Here is a 16264-nt window from a genome sequence, read left to right as displayed (position 1 = left end):
CGTGGGGTAACCCCGGGTAGTGGGCCTGGGGCAGCCTGCCGGACCTGCGGTTACTTCCGAGTCGCAAACCGGGTCGACTAGTGTCGGCTCGTGGGGGCCGTGTCGTGTGACGCACGGAACATCTGGCCGGTTCCCTCTATCGGGAACCCACTACTGGTGGGTAACGTCCGGTCGGTCCACATCGTGGCGATGGCGCCCAGAGGAGCAGCAGTCTTGCGCGAGTTCAGCCTTCCGGCCCTGTACGAGGTCCCGTCGGACGGGAACCTGACGGATCTCATCCGCCGCAATGCCGCGCAGCATCCAGACACCGCCGTCATGAGCCGCAAGGTCGACGGCCGGTGGCAGGACGTGACCGCGACCGAGTTCCTGGCCGAGGTCCGGGCCACCGCCAAGGGCCTGATTGCGGCGGGCGTCCGCCCCGGCGACCGGGTCGCCCTCATCTCCCGCACCCGCTACGAGTGGGTGCTGATCGACTTCGCGATCTGGACCGCGGGCGGTGTCACCGTCCCCGTCTACGAGACCAGCTCCCCCGAGCAGGTCCAGTGGATCCTCGGCGACTCCGGCGCCGTCGCCGTCGTCGTGGAGAGCCCCGGGCACAGCGCGTCCGTCGCCACCCTGCGCGACCGGCTGCCGGAGCTGCGCGAGGTCTGGGAGATCGAGCAGGGCGCCGTCGAGGCGCTGAAGGCCGCGGGTGCCGGGGTCACCGACGCCGAGGTCGACGAGCGCAGCAGCACCGCCGTCGCCGACGACCCGGCCACGATCGTCTACACCTCGGGCACCACCGGCCGCCCCAAGGGCTGCGTGCTGACCCACCGCAACTTCTTCGCCGAGTGCGGCAACGTCGTGGAGCGGCTCCGCCCGCTCTTCCGCACCGGCGAGTGCTCGGTGCTGCTCTTCCTGCCGGCCGCGCACGTCTTCGGGCGCCTGGTGGAGGTGGCGGCCGTCCTGGCGCCGATCCGGCTGGGCTGCGTACCGGACATCAAGAACCTGACGGACGAGCTCCAGTCCTTCCGGCCCACGCTGATCCTCGGCGTGCCGCGCGTCTTCGAGAAGGTCTACAACTCGGCGCGCGCCAAGGCCCAGGCCGACGGCAAGGGCAAGATCTTCGACGCGGCCGCCGAGACGGCGATCGCGTACAGCAAGGCGCTCGACGCCCCGGGCGGCCCGTCCTTCGGCCTGAAGCTCAAGCACAAGCTCTTCACCAAGCTGGTCTACAGCAAGCTGCACACGGTCCTGGGCGGGCGCGGCGAGTACGCGATCTCGGGCGGCGCCCCGCTGGGCGAGCGCCTCGGGCACTTCTTCCGCGGCATCGGCTTCACGGTGCTGGAGGGCTACGGCCTGACCGAGTCCTGTGCGGCCACGGCCTTCAACCCGTGGGACAAGACGAAGATCGGTACGGTCGGCCAGCCGCTTCCCGGTTCCGTCGTGCGCATCGCGGACGACGGCGAGGTGCTGCTGCACGGCGAGCACATCTTCAAGGAGTACTGGCAGAACGAGGCGGCGACCGCCGACGCGCTGACCGACGGCTGGTTCCACACCGGCGACGTCGGCACGCTCGACGAGGACGGCTACCTCGCGATCACCGGCCGCAAGAAGGAACTCATCGTCACGGCCGGCGGCAAGAACGTCGCGCCCGCCGTCATCGAGGACCGGATCCGGGCGCACGCGCTGGTCGCGGAGTGCATGGTGGTCGGTGACGGGCGCCCGTTCGTGGCCGCGCTGGTCACCATCGACGAGGAGTTCCTCGGCCGGTGGGCCGCGGAGAACGGCAAGCCGGCCGGGGTGACGGCGGCGGAGCTGCGCGAGGACGCGGAGCTGGTCGCCGCCGTCCAGAAGGCCGTGGACGACGGCAACGCGGCGGTATCCAAGGCGGAATCGGTGCGGAAATTCCGCATTCTGCCCTCCCAGTTCACGGAGGAGTCGGGCCACATCACGCCGTCGCTGAAGCTGAAGCGCAACGTGGTGGCGAAGGACTTCGCGGACGAGATCGAGGCGCTGTACCGGGGCTAGCCGCCCCTTGCCTCCCCGCGGCCGGAGGCCGCTGTCAGCGGGGGTCGGCGAGAATCCGGGCCATGTTCCGCTCCGCGAGGGCGGTGATGGTCACGAACGGATTCACGCCGAGCGACCCGGGGACCAGGGAGCCGTCGACCACGTACAGCCCCTGGTAGCCCTTCGCCCGCCCGTACGCGTCGGTGGCCGCCCCCAGGACGCAGCCGCCGAGCGGGTGGTAGGTGAAGTTGTCCGCGAAGGCCTTGTTGTCGCCGAACAGGTCGTAGCGGTACATCGTGAAGTTCTTCAGGTTGATGCGGTCGAAGAGGCACTTCGCCGCGTTGACCGAGGGCGTGTTCTGGTCCCTGCGCCAGTTGAGCCGGGCCGAGTCGGTGGCCGCGTCGTACGTGAAGTGCCCGCGCTCCGGGTTCTTGGTGATGGCCAGGTACATCGAGATCCAGTGCTCCAGCCCCATGGGGAGCGGGGCGATCTCGGCGAAGACCGGGTTCGAGGCGTTGTCCCAGTCGTCGATGCCCATCGCGGGCATGGTGGCCTGGTTGGCGCCGACGGTGTCCCAGAGGTGGTTGGCGCGGGCCGTCATGACGTTGCCGTTGTGGCCCCAGCCGAGCCCGACCTTGTCGCTGAGCGCGGGCAGCGCGCCGGTCTCGCGGGCGCGCAGCAGGATCTCGGTGGTGCCGAGGCTGCCCGCCCCGAGGAAGAGCTGCTTGCAGCCGAGTTCGCGGACCTGCGTGACGCGGCCGCTGAGGTCGCTGGTCTGCACGGTGAGGACGTAGCCGCCGGCCGGGTCCTGGCGTACGGCGACGACGCGCTGCAGGGTCTCGATGGTGACGTTGCCGGTGCCGAGGGCGGCGGCGAGGTAGGTCTTGTCGACGCTCTTCTTGCCGTGGTTGTTGCCGTAGATGACCTCGCCGGCCAGGGCGGACCTGGTGGCGGTGCCGGCCGCCTCGCGCTTCATGTACTCGAAGTCGTAGACGTTGGGGACGAAGACGGTCTTCAGGCCCGCGTTGTGGGCGTGCTTGCGGGAGATCCGGGCGAAGCGGTACCACTCCGTGGACTCGAACCAGGCGGGGTCGATGTCGTTGACTCCGAGCATGGCGCGGGCGCGGGGGAAGTAGGTGCCGTACATCTCGTCGGCGTCGACCTGGGGCAGCACCTCGGAGAAGTAGGAGCGGCGGGGCGTCGGCGCCATGCCGCCGTTGACGAGCGAGCCTCCGCCCACCCCCCGCCCCACGTACACGGACATGTCGCCGTAGTTCACGCGGTCCAGGACGCCCGGGTACGGGCTGATGTCGCGGTTGACCACGTCGAGCCAGAGGAACTGGGCGAGCGGGGCCTCGGTGCGGTTGCGGAACCACATGGAGCGGTGGTCGGGGGCGGAGGTGGAGGGGAAGACCTTGCCGTCGGGCCCGGGGGTGTCCCAGAGCCGGCCCATTTCGAGGACGACGGTACGCACGCCGGCCTGGCCGAGCCGGAGCGCGGCGACCGCCGATCCGTAGCCGGAGCCGACGACGATGGCGGGCGCGTACTGGGTGGCGGCGGGCTCGGCGGCTGCGGCGGATTGCAGCCCGATCCGGGTGAAGCCGAGCGCGGCGGCGGTCTGGAGGGCGCCGATCCCCAGGAGGTGACGGCGCGTCAGGTGTGGTGTCATGGCCGCATCATGGGCGGAATCCGGCCGTCCCCCCAGAGGCGGTGCTGCCAGAGTTCTGAGTGACAGTCAGGTGTGGCTGCGGCTGCCCCTGCCGGTGCGGCTCAAAGCCCCGGGGCTCCGCCCCGTACCCCGCTCCTCAAACGCCGGAGAGGCTGGATTTTGCCCGGCGGCACCGGAATTGCGCGGCGGGCGATCCAGCCGCACATGGCGGCCTACGAGAGCGAATCCAGCCCCTCCGGCGTTTGAGGAAGGGGGCACCCCCAGCGGTAGCTGGGGGAGGGTCTGGGCGGAGCCCAGTGCCGCGTAGCGGCAGCCCAGCCCCGCGCCCCCGGCGGCTACAGCAGCTCGCGCAACCGGTCCGCCAGGAGGTCCCAGCGCCACTTCTCCTCGACCCACGCCCGGCCGCGTTCGCCCATGCGCGCCCGCAGGGCCGGGTCCTGCAGGAGGGTGATGATGCGGTCCGCCGCATCGGAAGGGGAGCCGCCGGGAACGACCCAGCCGGTCTCCCCGTCGAGCACCGCGTCCGGCGCCCCGCCGGAGTCGCCCGCGACCACCGGCAGGCCCGTCGCCGAGGCCTCCAGGTAGACGATGCCGAGCCCTTCCACGTCCAGCCCGCCCCGCCGGGTCCGGCACGGCATCGCGAACACGTCACCGGCCCCGTAGTGCGCGGGGAGTTCGGACCACGGGACCGCTCCCGTGAACACCACCGACGAGGCGACCCCCGTGGCGGCGGCCAGTGCCCGCAGGTCGTCCTCGTACGGCCCGCCGCCCACGATCAGCAGCACCGCGTCCGGGACCGCCGCCAGGATCCCCGGCATGGCCTGGATCAGCGTGTCCTGGCCCTTGCGCGGCACCAGCCGGGACACGCACACGACCACCGGGCGGTCGGTGAGCCCCAGCCGCGCCCGGACCTCCGTGCCACCCGACTCCGGGTGGAAGGTCTTCTCGTCCACCCCCGGCGGGAGTTGCACCATCCGCGCCGCCGCCCGCTCCGTCACCGCCGAGGCGATCCGCGAGCGCGTGTACTCCCCGAGGTAGGTCAGCGTGTCCGTGCCCTCGCCGATCCGCCGCAGCAGCTGCCGCGCGGCCGGCAGCTGCGCCCAGCCCGCCTCGTGCCCGTGGGTGGTGGCGACCAGCCGCTTCGCGCCCGCCCGCCGCAGCGCCGGACCCATCAGCCCGAGCGGGGCGGCCGCCCCGAACCACACGGACTCGCAGCCGTGTTCGCGCAGCAGGCCCACCGCCCGCCGGGTCACGCGGGGGGTCGGCAGGAGCATCGTCGTACGGTCGCGCACGACCTGGAACGGCTGCTCGGCGTCGAAGGCCGCGGTGGCCTCGCGGCCCTCCGCGCTGTGCTTCCACGTGGAGGCGTAGACGACGACCCGGTCGGGATCCAGCCGCAGCGCCATGTTGTGGAGGAAGGCCTGGATGCCGCCCGGGCGCGGCGGGAAGTCGTTGGTCACGATCAGCGTCTTGTGCATCGCCTGCCGACAGTACCGGTTCAGCCGAGCTCGCCGCGCAGGGACTCCCGCCAGGTCCGCGTGAGCGTGTCGAGGTCCGTTCCCAGGGTCTGGGCCAGCGCGTTCGGCAGGGGCTCCCGGCCCGCCGCCTCGTACAGCCGCACCAGTCCCGCCTCCCCCCATTTCTCCGCGATCAGCCGGCAGGCCAGCCATGCGCCCTCGTACGCCCGCGCCGCCGCCTCGGGGTCGCCGCCGAAGGCGAAGTCCTCCGTCGCGGGCAGCCCGGCCGGCAGTTCGCCCCGCCGCACGGCCCGGGCCAGTGCCGGGGCGCCCTGCGCGGGGGTCGTGGAGGAGTCCCGGTACGCCGCCCAGTCCGCGAAGCCCTCGGAGAGCCACAGCGGGGTGGTGGCGGAGGTCGCGGCGCGGGTGGCCACGTGGGTGACCTCGTGGGTCAGGACGATCCGCCGGCCCTGCTCGCTCAGCTCCGGGTACGCCTCGGGGTTGACCACCACCCGGTCCGCGGGGGCCGGTCCGGGGCCGACCTGCCCGGTGGTGACGGCGCCCAGCCCCCGGTAGGCGTCGGCCGGGCGGCCCAGCAGCCCGGCCATCCGCTCCAGGGACCCGGGTACGAGGACCACGACCCGCCCCGCCCACGCCCGCGGCCACGCGGAGCTCACGGCCGGCACCGCCCGGTCGGCCTCGGCGGCGATCGCCGCGAGGGTCCCGGGGGACTGTCCTTCGCCGCCCAGCACCAGCGAGTGCGCTCCCCTGGCCGCCGTCACCGCCCCCTGGTCCCACAGCTGCGGCAGGGCGCCGGGGGCGGGCCGGTCGGCGGTCACCCGCCAGCGCCCGCCCTCCTCGGCCAGCGAGAGCTCCCGCGCCGAGCCGGCCGGAGCGCTGTCGTAGCCGGCGAGCCGGTAGCGCAGTTCGGCCCGTACGGTGGCCGCCCGCGCGCCGTCCCGGCGGACCGGGCCGACCTCGTACGACCAGCCCTCCAGCGGGATCCCGGAGAGCCGCCCGGGCGGCGTCCGCGACCAGTCGGCGACGGCCTGCCGGACCGCCCGCTCGGCGGTGTCGCCCCGGGGAGCGCCCGCCGTACCGCACGCACTCAGCAGCACGCACAGCAGCAGCGGCAGGACACGCGCGAGGGGGCGACCACGGGGCATCGGCCGATCGTACGTGCGCGCGCCCCGCGATCAGGGGATCAGGGGCGGGTCACCGACGACACCGGCATCATCCCGACCGGGTCGTAGCGCACCCGGGCCCCCGGGTAGGGGGCGTGCACCACCTGGCCGTTGCCGACGTACATGCCGACGTGGCTGGCGTCGGAGCGGTACGTCACCAGGTCCCCGGGGCGGGCCTGCGAGAGCGGCACCTGGCGGCCCGCGTGCCGCTGCGCCTGCGAGGTGCGCGGCAGCGAGACGCCCGCCTGCCGGTACGACCAGACCATCAGGCCGGAGCAGTCGAAGCCGGAGGGGCCGGTGGAGCCCCATACGTAGGGGCGGCCGACCGCCGAGCGGGCCGCCATCACGGCGGCGGCGGCCCGGCCGGAGGACGGCCCGGGGGCGGGCGGCTCGGGCAGCGCGTCCTGGCGGCCGCCGGAGCGCGAGGCCCGCTCGTAGTCGGCCCGTTCCTCGCTGGGCATGGCGTTGAGCAGCCGCCGGGCGGCGGCGAGCTTGGCGGTGACGGACCTCTTGTGGGTGGCCACGTCCGCGCGCAGGGCTTCGAGTTCGGCGAGCTTGCGGGAGGCCTCCTGGCGCTCCTGGCCGAGCCGGCGCTGCTCCTCGCGCAGCTCGTCGAGCTGGCGGGCCTGGCGTCCGGTCAGCCGGTCCAGGGCCGCGGCCTGTTCGAGGTAGGCGTCGGGGTCCTCGGCGAGCATCAGGGCCAGGGAGGGGTCGATGCCGCCGCTGCGGTACTGGGCCCCGGCGAAGGTGCCGAGGATGCCGCGCATGGTGTTGACGCGTTCCTGGCCGCGGGCCACCGCGTCCTGGGCCCGGTTGATCTCGGCGCGGAGCCGGCCGGCCTTCTCCCCCGCCTCGTTGAAGCGTTCGGTGGCCTGCTCGGCCTCCTCCAGGAGCCGGTCGACCTGGGCGCGGGTGCCCGCCGGCGGCTCCTGCGGGAGGCCGGGGGCCGCGCCCGCGGGTGCGCCCGTCATGACGACGGCGGCGCCGGCCGCGGCGGCGGTGAGGACGGTGACCTTCGTGTTCCGGTCGAGGGCGCTCGGCCCGGTCCGGCGATGGGACGCCACGTGAGACCGCTCCCTTCCGCTGCGCGGGGCCCGGGTCCGCCCTCCGTGGGCGGTCGTGTGCCGGGTCGCGCGCTGGCAGACAGTAGCCGCGCCACCGGGCACCGGCCAACGACCCTCGGAGGGCACGCACAGTGACGCCCCGCCGGAGACGCAGGTCACCGGCGGGGCGTGTGGTCAGAGCGCGTACCGGTAATTCCCCCGGATGGGCGGTGTACGGCGCGTCCTGTGACGGGAGGGGCGCTAGATGCGGACGCCGAACATGAACGGCATGTTGTCCAGGGATTCGTACTTGACGCCGCCGCGCGGGTTCGAGGCGTGCAGCGTCATGTTGTTGCCCGCGTACAGGCCCACGTGGTGCAGGTCGCTGTAGAAGAAGACGAGGTCGCCGGGCTGGAGCTGGCTGCGGCTGATGCGCGTGCCGTCGTTGGCCTGGGTGTAGGTGGTGCGGGTGATGCTGACACCGGCCTGCTTGTACGCCCACTGGGTCAGGCCCGAGCAGTCGAAGGCGCTGGGGCCCTCGGCGCCGGATATGTAGGCGCTGCCGAGCTTGGTCTTGGCGGCGGCGAGGGCGGCGCCGGCACGGCCGGAGGCGCTGACGTTGCCGAGCTCGACGCGGCTGCTCTCGGCGCGGCTCGCGCGGGACTCCTCGTCCTTGAGCGCGGCGCGCTCCTGCGCGGTGAGGGTGTTGAGCAGGGCCTGGGCCTCGGCGAGCTTCTCCTGCGAGACCTTCTTCTTCTCGCCGAGCTCCTTGCGGGTGGCGTCGAGGTCGGCGAGCTTGCTCGCGGCCTCCTGGCGCTGCTGCGCGAGGGTGCGCTGCTTGGCCTGGATCCGCTGGACCGCCTCGACCTGCTTGCCGCTCAGGTGCTCCAGGGAGGCGGCCTTGTCGAGGTAGCTGTCGGGGTCCTCGGAGAGGAGGAGGGCGAGGGAGGGGTCGATGCCGCCGCTGCGGTACTGGGCGCTGGCCATCGAACCGAGCGTGTTGCGCAGCTCGTTGATGTCTCCCTGGCCGCGCGCGACCTGGTCCTGGAGGCCCGCGATCTCCTTCTCGAGCTTCTCCTGGCGCTCCTTGGCCCCGTTGAACTTCTCGGTGGCCTGCTCAGCCTCTTCGTAGAGCTTGTCGACCTGGGACTTGACCTCGTCCTTGCTCGGCTTCGCCGGGGCGGCGGAGGCGCCCTGGGAGGAGAGCACGACGGCCGCGGCCGCTGTCGCGGTCAGGACGGTCACACGAGCGCGGTTCGGCTGCTTGGGTCGACGGTGGGACGCCACGAAGGCGAGCTCCTTCTTCCTAGAGCCGCCGAAGGACACAAGCTCGGCAGCACCTCCGCCGACACCCCGAATGAGTGATCTACCGCACGAAGGTTTGAGCAGACCTTAGTGACCTCGCTGTGATCAGTTCAAATCCCGACGGGAAAAAACTTGCTCTCCGACCAGCTTCTTTACCTACAGCGCACGCTCCGTGCAGGGCACTTGACCGTACGTCCCCCACACCCCCGGCCAATTCCGGCATTGGGGCCAGGAGTTACGAAACGCGCGAAAGCCGCTTCAGTAGCAAGGCGGACGTCACCGGTCGCGCGCCGGCCTTGGCCACGCCGTCGGCGACCTCCCGGTCGGTGGAGACCACGACCACCGGGCGGCCGGGCGGCTCCGCGCGCACCAGCTGGCGGATCAGCTCGTCGGCCGTCACCCCGGCCTTGGAGAACAGCACCCGCACCCCGCGCGGCGGCGCCAGCAGCACCGGGGCCGCCAGCTCCGCCCCGTCGAAGACACAGGTCATCTCCGCGCCCGTCTGCGCGGCGAGCATCGACAGCCCGCCGAGCAGCCGCAGCCGCTGCTTCTCCAGCGGCATCGTCGGATAGCCGGTCTTCGTCACGTTGTAGCCGTCGACCACCAGGTGCGCCTGGGGCAGCGCCAACAACTGGTCCAGCAGCGCCGGATCGGTCTCCGACAGGGCGCGCGCCGCGATGTCCTTCGGCGTCATCCGGCCCGGCTCCACCGCGTCCACGGTGTCCGCCGGGCGGGTGTTCACCGGCGGCAGCGCCAGCTCGCGGCGCAGCCCCTGGGCCGCGTCCAGCACGGTGTCCAGCAGCAGCCGCAGCCGCATGTCCTCGATGCTGCGCCCCTCGCGGGTGGCCCGGCGCGAGGTCTCCAGCGCGGTCTCCACCTCGGTGAGGCGGGACTTGAGCCGCCTGCTCTCGCTCTCGGCGGCGGCCACCCGGGCGGCCGCGTCCCCGCGGATCCCCTCGATCTCGGCGTTCACCTTGCGCAGGGCCGCCTCGCCGCGCTTGACGTCGCTGAGGGCGCTGCGCAGCTTGCGGTGAAGCGATTCGGCTTCCTTGCGGGCGGCCTCCAGCTCGGCCCGGACCTGCTCGCCCCCGGTGCGCTGCTGTTCCCGTACGTGGGCCAGCTCCTCGCGGAGCCGGTCCAGTTCGCGCCGGGTCTCCTCGCCCACCCGCTCGGCGTCGGCGCGCTGCGCCTCCTCGCCCGCGGCGGCGACCAGCTTGACCCAGCCGACCGGCCGCAGCACGTACGCGGCGGCCGCCACGTCCAGCGGATCGGCGGCGGCGGGCGGCGCGCCGGACTCCAGCGCCGCGGCCAGGTCGGCCTGCGCCTCGCGCAGCTTCTCGGCGACCCGGCTGCGGAAGACGCCGTCGGTCTCGACGGCCGCCGCCATGGCGTTGCCGGCGAACTTGGCCCGCCGGGTCGGGGTGAAACGGGCGTACTGGCGCAGCTGCGCCGGGAGGTCCGCGACCGTCAGTCCGCCGAAGGCGTCCGAGACGAGCGCGACGACCCGACGCCGCACGCCTTCCGGCAGCGGGCGGTCGAGCACCTCGGCGGCGTCGCCGGCCGCGTCGGCCGGCTCAGCGCCGCTTGCTGGCTCCACAATCCGTCACCCCTACCGTGATCTACCTGTTGGGCACGGCTCCGTCAGGAGTCCGCGCCCGGCCTGTCCACGAGCTCGATCTGGTCCACCGCGTTGCACCAGCGGCAGCGGACCGACTCGATGGTCTCATTGACCACCTCGCGCTCCTCGACCTTGGGCTCCCCGGCGAGGTCCAGGTGGACGTACTCCACGACCTTCGACGAACGGGTGACGTCGAAGCGCGTGAGGTTGCCGCACAGGGTGCAGCGCCACCGGGTGGTGTCGGTCGGCAGGGGAACCGTCATCAGGCCGCTCTCTCCTTCGTAGCTTCGTAGCTCATTCAATTAAAGCTGTTCGCTGTGGTCTCGTCGGACCGCAGCTCGTAACCCTACGGCCTGCCACCGCTTCAGGTGGGGCCGGTTGCGTCATGCTCTGTCACATGATCGTAAGGTGGCGGGCCGTTCGCGAGGCTGCCCGGGGACCGCTGGTCACCCATGCGCTGATCGCGGGATGCGCTCTGGTGTTCGTCCTCGGCCCGGCCTCGGGGCTGAACCCGGTCTACGGCACGGGCGACGCGCTGCTGACCTCGGGGACGGCGTACTTCCGGCGCTGGGGCGTGGTCCCGGACGAGCTGTTCACGGGGAGCCCGCGCGCCTGGCTGACGCCGCTGACGGCGCTCTTCGTCCACGGCAGCTGGCTGCACCTGCTCGGCAACATGCTCTTCCTCTACGTCTTCGGCGCGATGGCGGAGGAGCGGATGGGCCGCCCGGCCTTCCTCGTCTTCTACGTCTGTACGGGTTACCTGGCCCTCGCCGCGTACGCGGCGGCCAACGCGGGCTCGGACCAGACCCTGGTCGGCGCGTCCGGCGCGATCTCGGCGGTCCTGGGGGCCTTCCTGTGCCTGCTCCCGCAGGCCCGGGTGACGAGCCTGTTCCCCTTCCTGTTCTTCCTGCCGCTGCGCTTCCCGGCGTGGATCGTGCTGCTGTTCTGGTTCGCCCTCCAGGGGGTGGCGGCGCACCGGGCCGGCAACGGGCCCGGGGTGGCGTACCTGGCCCACCTGGTGGGCTTCTCCCTGGGCTTTCTCTACGCGTGGGCCCGGTATCGGCGTACGACTAGAGTGAACCGACCAGCGACGGCCACCGAGGGAGACAGCCAACCGTGATCACCGCGATCGTGCTCATCAAGACCAGCGTGGACCGCATCCCCGAGATCGCCGAGTCCATCGCCGCGCTGGACAGCGTCAGCGAGGTCTACTCCGTCACCGGTACGTACGACCTGATCGCGCTGGTCCGCGTGGCCCGCCACGAGAACCTGGCGGACATCATCCCGGGCCGCATCAGCAAGATCCCGGGCGTCGAGGCGACGGACACGCACGTGGCGTTCCGTACGTACTCCCAGCACGACCTGGAGGCGGCGTTCGCCATCGGGCTGGACGCGTAGCCCCTGCGGGGTGCGGGGCCTGGCCGCCTCGGGGCGGCGTTGCTGCTGGGGCTCCGCCCCAAACCCCGCGCCTCAAACGCCGGCGAGGCTGGGTTTTGCCGGGCGGGGTCCGGTCCTGCGACTACTGCGCGGTGTCCCGCCGGGGCGTCTCCTCGTCCTCGCGCCTGCGGGCACCTCGCGGCCATTGAGGGTGGTTGCGCGCTCGTCCTGCGGGGACGCCCCGCCGTGCCCCCGCTCCGCCCCCGCGGGTCGGGAGTGTGCTGTTGGGGTGGGGACACGCAGGAGGGTCCCCGCAGGACGAGCGCGCAACCACCCTCACGTGACGAAGCGGTGCCCGCAGGCGCGAGGACGAGGAGACACTCCGGAGGGGCACCGCCCCAACCCGACCGGTCCCGCCCCAGCGAAACTCCAGCCCCGCCGGCGATTGAGGCGCGGGGTCCGGGGCGGAGCCCCCGGAACGGCGCCGCACCCGGCGGCGAACGGCGGCGGTCACGCTCCAGGCAGCCCTGGCAGGCTTTCCGCGGGCCCGGCCGGGCGCCCCTCGGCCAGCCTGAAGAGGTAGCTCCGGAGGTACGGGCCGAGGTCGTGGTCGATGTGGGCGACGTACGCGCGGGCTCCGGCCGCGGCATCGCGCCGGTCCTCCCGTTCGGAGACCGACCACGTACGGTCCAAGGCCACGGCCCACTCGCGTACGCGCCCCCGCTCCCGCCACCAGTCCCGGACCAGCTCCGGGGTCCAGTGCGCGTCGCCGTCGCCTCCGTACCCGTCGAGGACCTCGCACTGGACCGCGCAGATCAGGTCGTAGACCTCGTGCGGGTTGCGGGGCTGGCGGAAGACGAACTCCTGGCCGTAGCCGTCGTCGTCGTACAGCACGTTCGCGGGCGCGCAGACGCGCCCCGTCCAGCAGGTGTCGGTCTCCGACGCGTAGAACGGGCCCGGGACACTGCGCCAGTCGCGCTTCTCCCACCCCTCGGGTGCCGGCCCGGACCAGTCGTGGCGCACCGGATCCGTCCAGTGCCTCCCCGGCGGCAACGGCTTGCCGACCACGGCCCGGACGGTCGGCAGCGGGTCCCAGTACGTCACGCGCCCAGCTCCGGCAGGCTCTCCCCGGGCCCGGCCGGGCGGCGCTCCTGGAGCCAGAAGAGGTAGCCGCGCAGGTAGTCCGCGAGGTCCCCGTCGATGTGGGCGACGAACGCGCGGGCTCCCGCGGCCGCCTCGCGCAGGTACTTGTCGGTCTCCGCCGACCAGCTCTGCTCTGTGCGCACCGCCCATGCGCGGACCTCGCCCCGGTCGCGCCACCAGTCGCGGACCAGTTCGGGGGTCCAGTGGTCGTCACCATCGAGGCCGTACCCGCCCCAGGGCTCGCACCCCACCGCGCACAGGACGGCGCGGGTCTCCTCCACCGTGCGCGGTTGCCGGAAGACGAACTCCTGGCAGAGGTAGTCCCCGTCGTCGTACATCACGTGGTCCGGCGCGCAGTTCCGTCCGGTCAGGCAGTTGTCCGTCTCGGCCCCGTAGAACGGGCCCGGCACATTGAGCCGGTTGCGCTGCGCCCACTTCTCGGGGGACGGCTCGAACCAGTTGGTGGTCGCCCGGACGGTGGCCATCGGGTCCCAGTAGGTCATGATCCGCAGCCTGTCAGACGGCCGGGACGCAGCGGCCCTCTTCCGTGCGGTACTGCCACTTGGCGCCGTCCGAGACGAGCTCCTTCACCGCGCGGACGAAGCGCTCCACGTGCTCGTCGGGGGTGCCGGCGCCGAAGCTGACGCGGATGGCGTTGAGGGAGCGCTCGCCCGGGGCGGCCTCGGGGGCTCCGCATTCGCCCTGGGCCTGGGGCTCGCTGCCCAGCAGGGTGCGGACCAGCGGGTGGGCGCAGAACAGGCCGTCGCGGACGCCGATGCCGTATTCGGCGGAGAGGGCCGCGGCGAAGTGGGAGCTGTTCCAGCCGTCCACCACGAAGGAGATGACGCCGACGCGCGGGGCGTCGTCCCCGAAGAGGGACAGGACGCGGACCGCCGGGACCTCCGCCAGGCCCTCGCGGACCGTGCGGATGAGGTGCTGCTCGCGGGCGACCAGGGTGTCGAAGCCCGCCTCGGTCAGGGCACGGCAGGCGGAGGCGATGGAGTACACGCCGATGACGTTCGGGGAGCCGGCCTCGTGGCGGGCGGCCGTGGTGTGCCACTCGACGTCCACGCCGCCGTCCTCGCGCCGGGCCACCTTGCGCGAGGCGCCGCCGCCGGCCAGGTAGGGCTCGGCCTCCTGGAGCCAGTCCGCGCGGCCGGCGAGCACGCCGGAGCCGAAGGGGGCGTAGAGCTTGTGGCCGGAGAACGCGACCCAGTCCACGTCCAGTTCGCGCACGGAGACGGGGTGGTGGGGGGCCAGCTGGGCGGCGTCCAGCACGATCCGCGCACCGTGGGCGTGCGCGGCGGCGGCGAGCTCCTTGACGGGCCACAGCTCGCCGGTGACGTTCGACGCGCCGGTGACGCAGACCAGCGCCGGGCCGTACGGCTCACGGTCGGCGAGGGCGCGCTCCAGGGTGGCGACGGCCTCGTCGGGGGTGCGGGGCGCGTTGAGGTAGGTGACCTGCGCGTTCGTCCACGGGAGGAGGGAGGCGTGATGCTCGGTTTCGAAGACGAAGACCTGGCAGTCGGCGGGGAGGACGGCCGCGAGCAGGTTGAGGGAGTCGGTGGTGGAGCGGGTGAAGACCACCTGGTCGGTGGGGCGGCAGTCGAGGAACTCGGCGACCGTGGCCCGGCTCTGCTCGAAGAGGTCGGTGGAGAGCTGCGAGAGGTAGCCGGCGCCGCGGTGCACGCTGCCGTAGTAGGGGGCGTACGCGGCCACGTCGTCCCAGACCCGCTGGAGCGCGGGGGCGCTGGCCGCGTAGTCGAGGGCCGCGTAGGTGACTTCGCCGCCGGTGACGAGCGGGACGGTCACGTCCCGGCCGAGGACCGCGAGGGGCTCGGCACAGGCGGGGTCGACGGCGGTGGCGGTGGCAGCGGCGGCGGTGTTCAGGGATGCGGACATGGCGGTATCTCCCGGCAGGCAGAGGTGAATGGCTTCGGTACGCCGTACGCGGGCACGTGGGTGTGCGGGTACGGGGAAGTCCTCGGAATCGATGCGCGGGTACGCGGAAGGGACCCTGTTCCGAGGGTTGAAGAAGGGGCGGAGTCGCCCTATCGCATTCGCTTGCTCACGGAAAACGCTCCTCGAGTAGACCAGGACCCCTGGTATCGAGGGATCCGCGCTTGCCGTAGGCCTTGCTGCCTACGACCTGGTCATCACCCGGGGCACCCCGCCACGGAAGGAGGGTTGCCGGACAGCAAGCCGGGGCCTACACGCTGTCACTCGTGACCTGATCAGCATCCTGCCACAAGATCCTCGGAGCGCAAGACCCCGGTCCACATGGTGGACCGGGGTCCAGGCTCGAAACGATCGGTGGATTCAGCCGTTGCTGGCCGCCACCCACCGCTCCAGCGCGGCCTGCGCGGAACCCGAGTCGATGGACTGGGCCGCGCGGGTGATGCCGGCCGCGAGCTGCTCCTCCAGCGTGCCCGTGCCCGGGTCCAGGGCGACGAGGGCCGCCGCCGCGTTCAGCAGCACCGCCTCGCGGACCGGGCCGCGCTCCCCCGCCAGCAGGCGGCGGGCGACGTCGGCGTTGTACGAGGGGTCGCCGCCGGCCAGGGCGGAGACGTCGACCAGGCCGATGCCGACGTCACGCGGGTCGAAGGACTGCTCCGAGACATTTCCGTCGCGGACCCACCAGACGCGCGAGGTGGCCGTGGTGGTCAGCTCGTCCAGGCCGTCGTCGCCGCGGAAGACCAGCGCGGAGGAACCCCGCTCGGCGAGCACGCCCGCCACGATCGGGGCCACCCGGGCGTCAGCGACGCCGGTGGCCTGGGCGCGTACCCGGGCCGGGTTGGTGAGGGGGCCGAGGAAGTTGAAGGTGGTCCGGATGCCCAGTTCCTTGCGGGCTGCCGCCACGTGCCGCAGCGCCGGGTGGAACTTCACCGCGAAGCAGAAGGTGATGCCGGCCTCCTCGGCGACCTCCGCGACCCGCTCCGGGGTGAGGTTGAGGTTGACGCCGAGCTTCTCCAGCACGTCCGAGGAGCCGCTCGCGGAGGAGGCGGCCCGGTTGCCGTGCTTGACGACCTTGGCGCCCGTGCCGGCCACCACGAGCGCCGACATCGTGGAGATGTTCACGGTCTTGGCCCCGTCGCCGCCCGTGCCGACGATGTCCACCGTGCGGCCCGGCACCTCGATGAGGTTGGCGTGCTCGTACATGGCCCGGACCAGGCCGTTGATCTCGCCGACCGTCTCGCCCTTCGCCCGCAGCGCGACCGCGAACCCGGCGATCTGGGCGTCGGTGGCCTCGCCCCGCATGATCCGGTCCATGGCCCAGGCGGTGTCGTCGGCACTCAGGTCCCGGCCGGTGAGCAGGGCGTCGAGGATGCCCGGCCAGCCACGGGCCGCCACGCTGTCGCCGCCTGCCGGGGTCACAACGTTCATGGTCCGCTCCTGATGGTCCACACGAATGGGAGAGATCTACGGGTCTCAGCCTATCCAGCCCAGGAGACGGCAAAGAGCCCCGTCCAGACACTGGA

Annotated in this window: 14 protein-coding genes and 1 riboswitch; of the genes, 3 read left to right on the top strand and 11 right to left on the bottom strand. The window is 72.7% G+C overall.

Annotated elements, in window-relative coordinates:
• Positions 1-213: 213 nt before the first annotated feature.
• Positions 214-2010: an AMP-dependent synthetase/ligase gene (locus AB0O21_RS09370; protein WP_365168244.1), complete on the top strand. Its 1797-nt coding sequence runs from the start codon at positions 214-216 to the stop codon at positions 2008-2010.
• A gap of 34 nt (positions 2011-2044) precedes the next feature.
• Here AB0O21_RS09370 and AB0O21_RS09365 read toward each other — a convergent pair whose 3' ends face one another.
• The 7 genes from AB0O21_RS09365 to AB0O21_RS09335 form a co-directional block, all read right to left on the bottom strand.
• Positions 2045-3658 (bottom strand): GMC oxidoreductase, encoded by a 1614-nt coding sequence (locus AB0O21_RS09365; protein ID WP_365168241.1) that lies wholly within the window; start codon positions 3656-3658, stop codon positions 2045-2047.
• A 335-nt stretch (positions 3659-3993) separates the two neighbouring features.
• A complete protein-coding gene (locus AB0O21_RS09360; RefSeq protein WP_365168238.1) occupies positions 3994-5136 on the bottom strand; it encodes a glycosyltransferase family 4 protein in 1143 nt (380 codons plus the stop codon).
• A 20-nt stretch (positions 5137-5156) separates the two neighbouring features.
• Positions 5157-6281, bottom strand: a complete 1125-nt coding sequence (locus AB0O21_RS09355; protein ID WP_365168236.1) for a hypothetical protein — start codon at positions 6279-6281, stop codon at positions 5157-5159.
• A gap of 38 nt (positions 6282-6319) precedes the next feature.
• Positions 6320-7363, bottom strand: coding sequence for an NlpC/P60 family protein (locus AB0O21_RS09350; RefSeq protein ID WP_365168233.1), 1044 nt, complete (start codon positions 7361-7363; stop codon positions 6320-6322).
• A 240-nt stretch (positions 7364-7603) separates the two neighbouring features.
• A complete protein-coding gene (locus AB0O21_RS09345; protein ID WP_365168230.1) occupies positions 7604-8629 on the bottom strand; it encodes an NlpC/P60 family protein in 1026 nt (341 codons plus the stop codon).
• Between the two features lie 253 nt (positions 8630-8882).
• A complete protein-coding gene (locus AB0O21_RS09340) occupies positions 8883-10247 on the bottom strand; it encodes an NYN domain-containing protein (protein ID WP_365168329.1) in 1365 nt (454 codons plus the stop codon).
• Positions 10248-10288: 41 nt separating this feature from the next.
• Positions 10289-10528: a hypothetical protein gene (locus AB0O21_RS09335; protein WP_008738811.1), complete on the bottom strand. Its 240-nt coding sequence runs from the start codon at positions 10526-10528 to the stop codon at positions 10289-10291.
• Between the two features lie 122 nt (positions 10529-10650).
• Here AB0O21_RS09335 and AB0O21_RS09330 point away from each other — a divergent pair, with 122 nt between their 5' ends.
• Both AB0O21_RS09330 and AB0O21_RS09325 read left to right on the top strand, forming a co-directional pair.
• The gene (locus tag AB0O21_RS09330) at positions 10651-11385 is read left to right on the top strand and encodes a rhomboid family intramembrane serine protease (protein WP_365168228.1); all 735 of its coding nucleotides are present in this window, start codon (positions 10651-10653) and stop codon (positions 11383-11385) included.
• Positions 11382-11663, top strand: coding sequence for an Lrp/AsnC ligand binding domain-containing protein (locus AB0O21_RS09325; protein ID WP_008738815.1), 282 nt, complete (start codon positions 11382-11384; stop codon positions 11661-11663). The genes AB0O21_RS09330 and AB0O21_RS09325 overlap by 4 nt, the downstream gene beginning before the upstream one ends.
• Positions 11664-12152: 489 nt before the next feature.
• Here AB0O21_RS09325 and AB0O21_RS09320 read toward each other — a convergent pair whose 3' ends face one another.
• The 4 genes from AB0O21_RS09320 to trpD all read right to left on the bottom strand — a co-directional run bounded on the left by AB0O21_RS09320 (position 12153) and on the right by trpD (position 16169).
• A complete protein-coding gene (locus AB0O21_RS09320) occupies positions 12153-12746 on the bottom strand; it encodes a ferredoxin (RefSeq protein WP_365168225.1) in 594 nt (197 codons plus the stop codon).
• A complete protein-coding gene (locus AB0O21_RS09315; RefSeq protein WP_365168223.1) occupies positions 12743-13288 on the bottom strand; it encodes a ferredoxin in 546 nt (181 codons plus the stop codon). The genes AB0O21_RS09320 and AB0O21_RS09315 overlap by 4 nt, the downstream gene beginning before the upstream one ends.
• 13 nt (positions 13289-13301) lie before the next feature.
• Complete coding sequence (locus tag AB0O21_RS09310; protein WP_365168221.1) at positions 13302-14687, bottom strand: aminotransferase class V-fold PLP-dependent enzyme; 1386 nt, start codon at positions 14685-14687, stop codon at positions 13302-13304.
• Positions 14688-14899: 212 nt separating this feature from the next.
• Positions 14900-15016, bottom strand: a riboswitch (SAM riboswitch).
• An 88-nt stretch (positions 15017-15104) separates the two neighbouring features.
• Positions 15105-16169, bottom strand: coding sequence for an anthranilate phosphoribosyltransferase (trpD, locus tag AB0O21_RS09305; RefSeq protein WP_365168219.1), 1065 nt, complete (start codon positions 16167-16169; stop codon positions 15105-15107).
• Positions 16170-16264: the final 95 nt, after the last annotated feature.

Origin of the sequence: Streptomyces sp. NPDC091371, from assembly GCF_040684275.1 — a bacterium.
Taxonomy (GTDB): domain Bacteria; phylum Actinomycetota; class Actinomycetes; order Streptomycetales; family Streptomycetaceae; genus Streptomyces.
The sequence above is the reverse complement of the archived record's forward strand: the minus strand, read 5'-3'. Positions and strand labels throughout refer to the sequence as shown.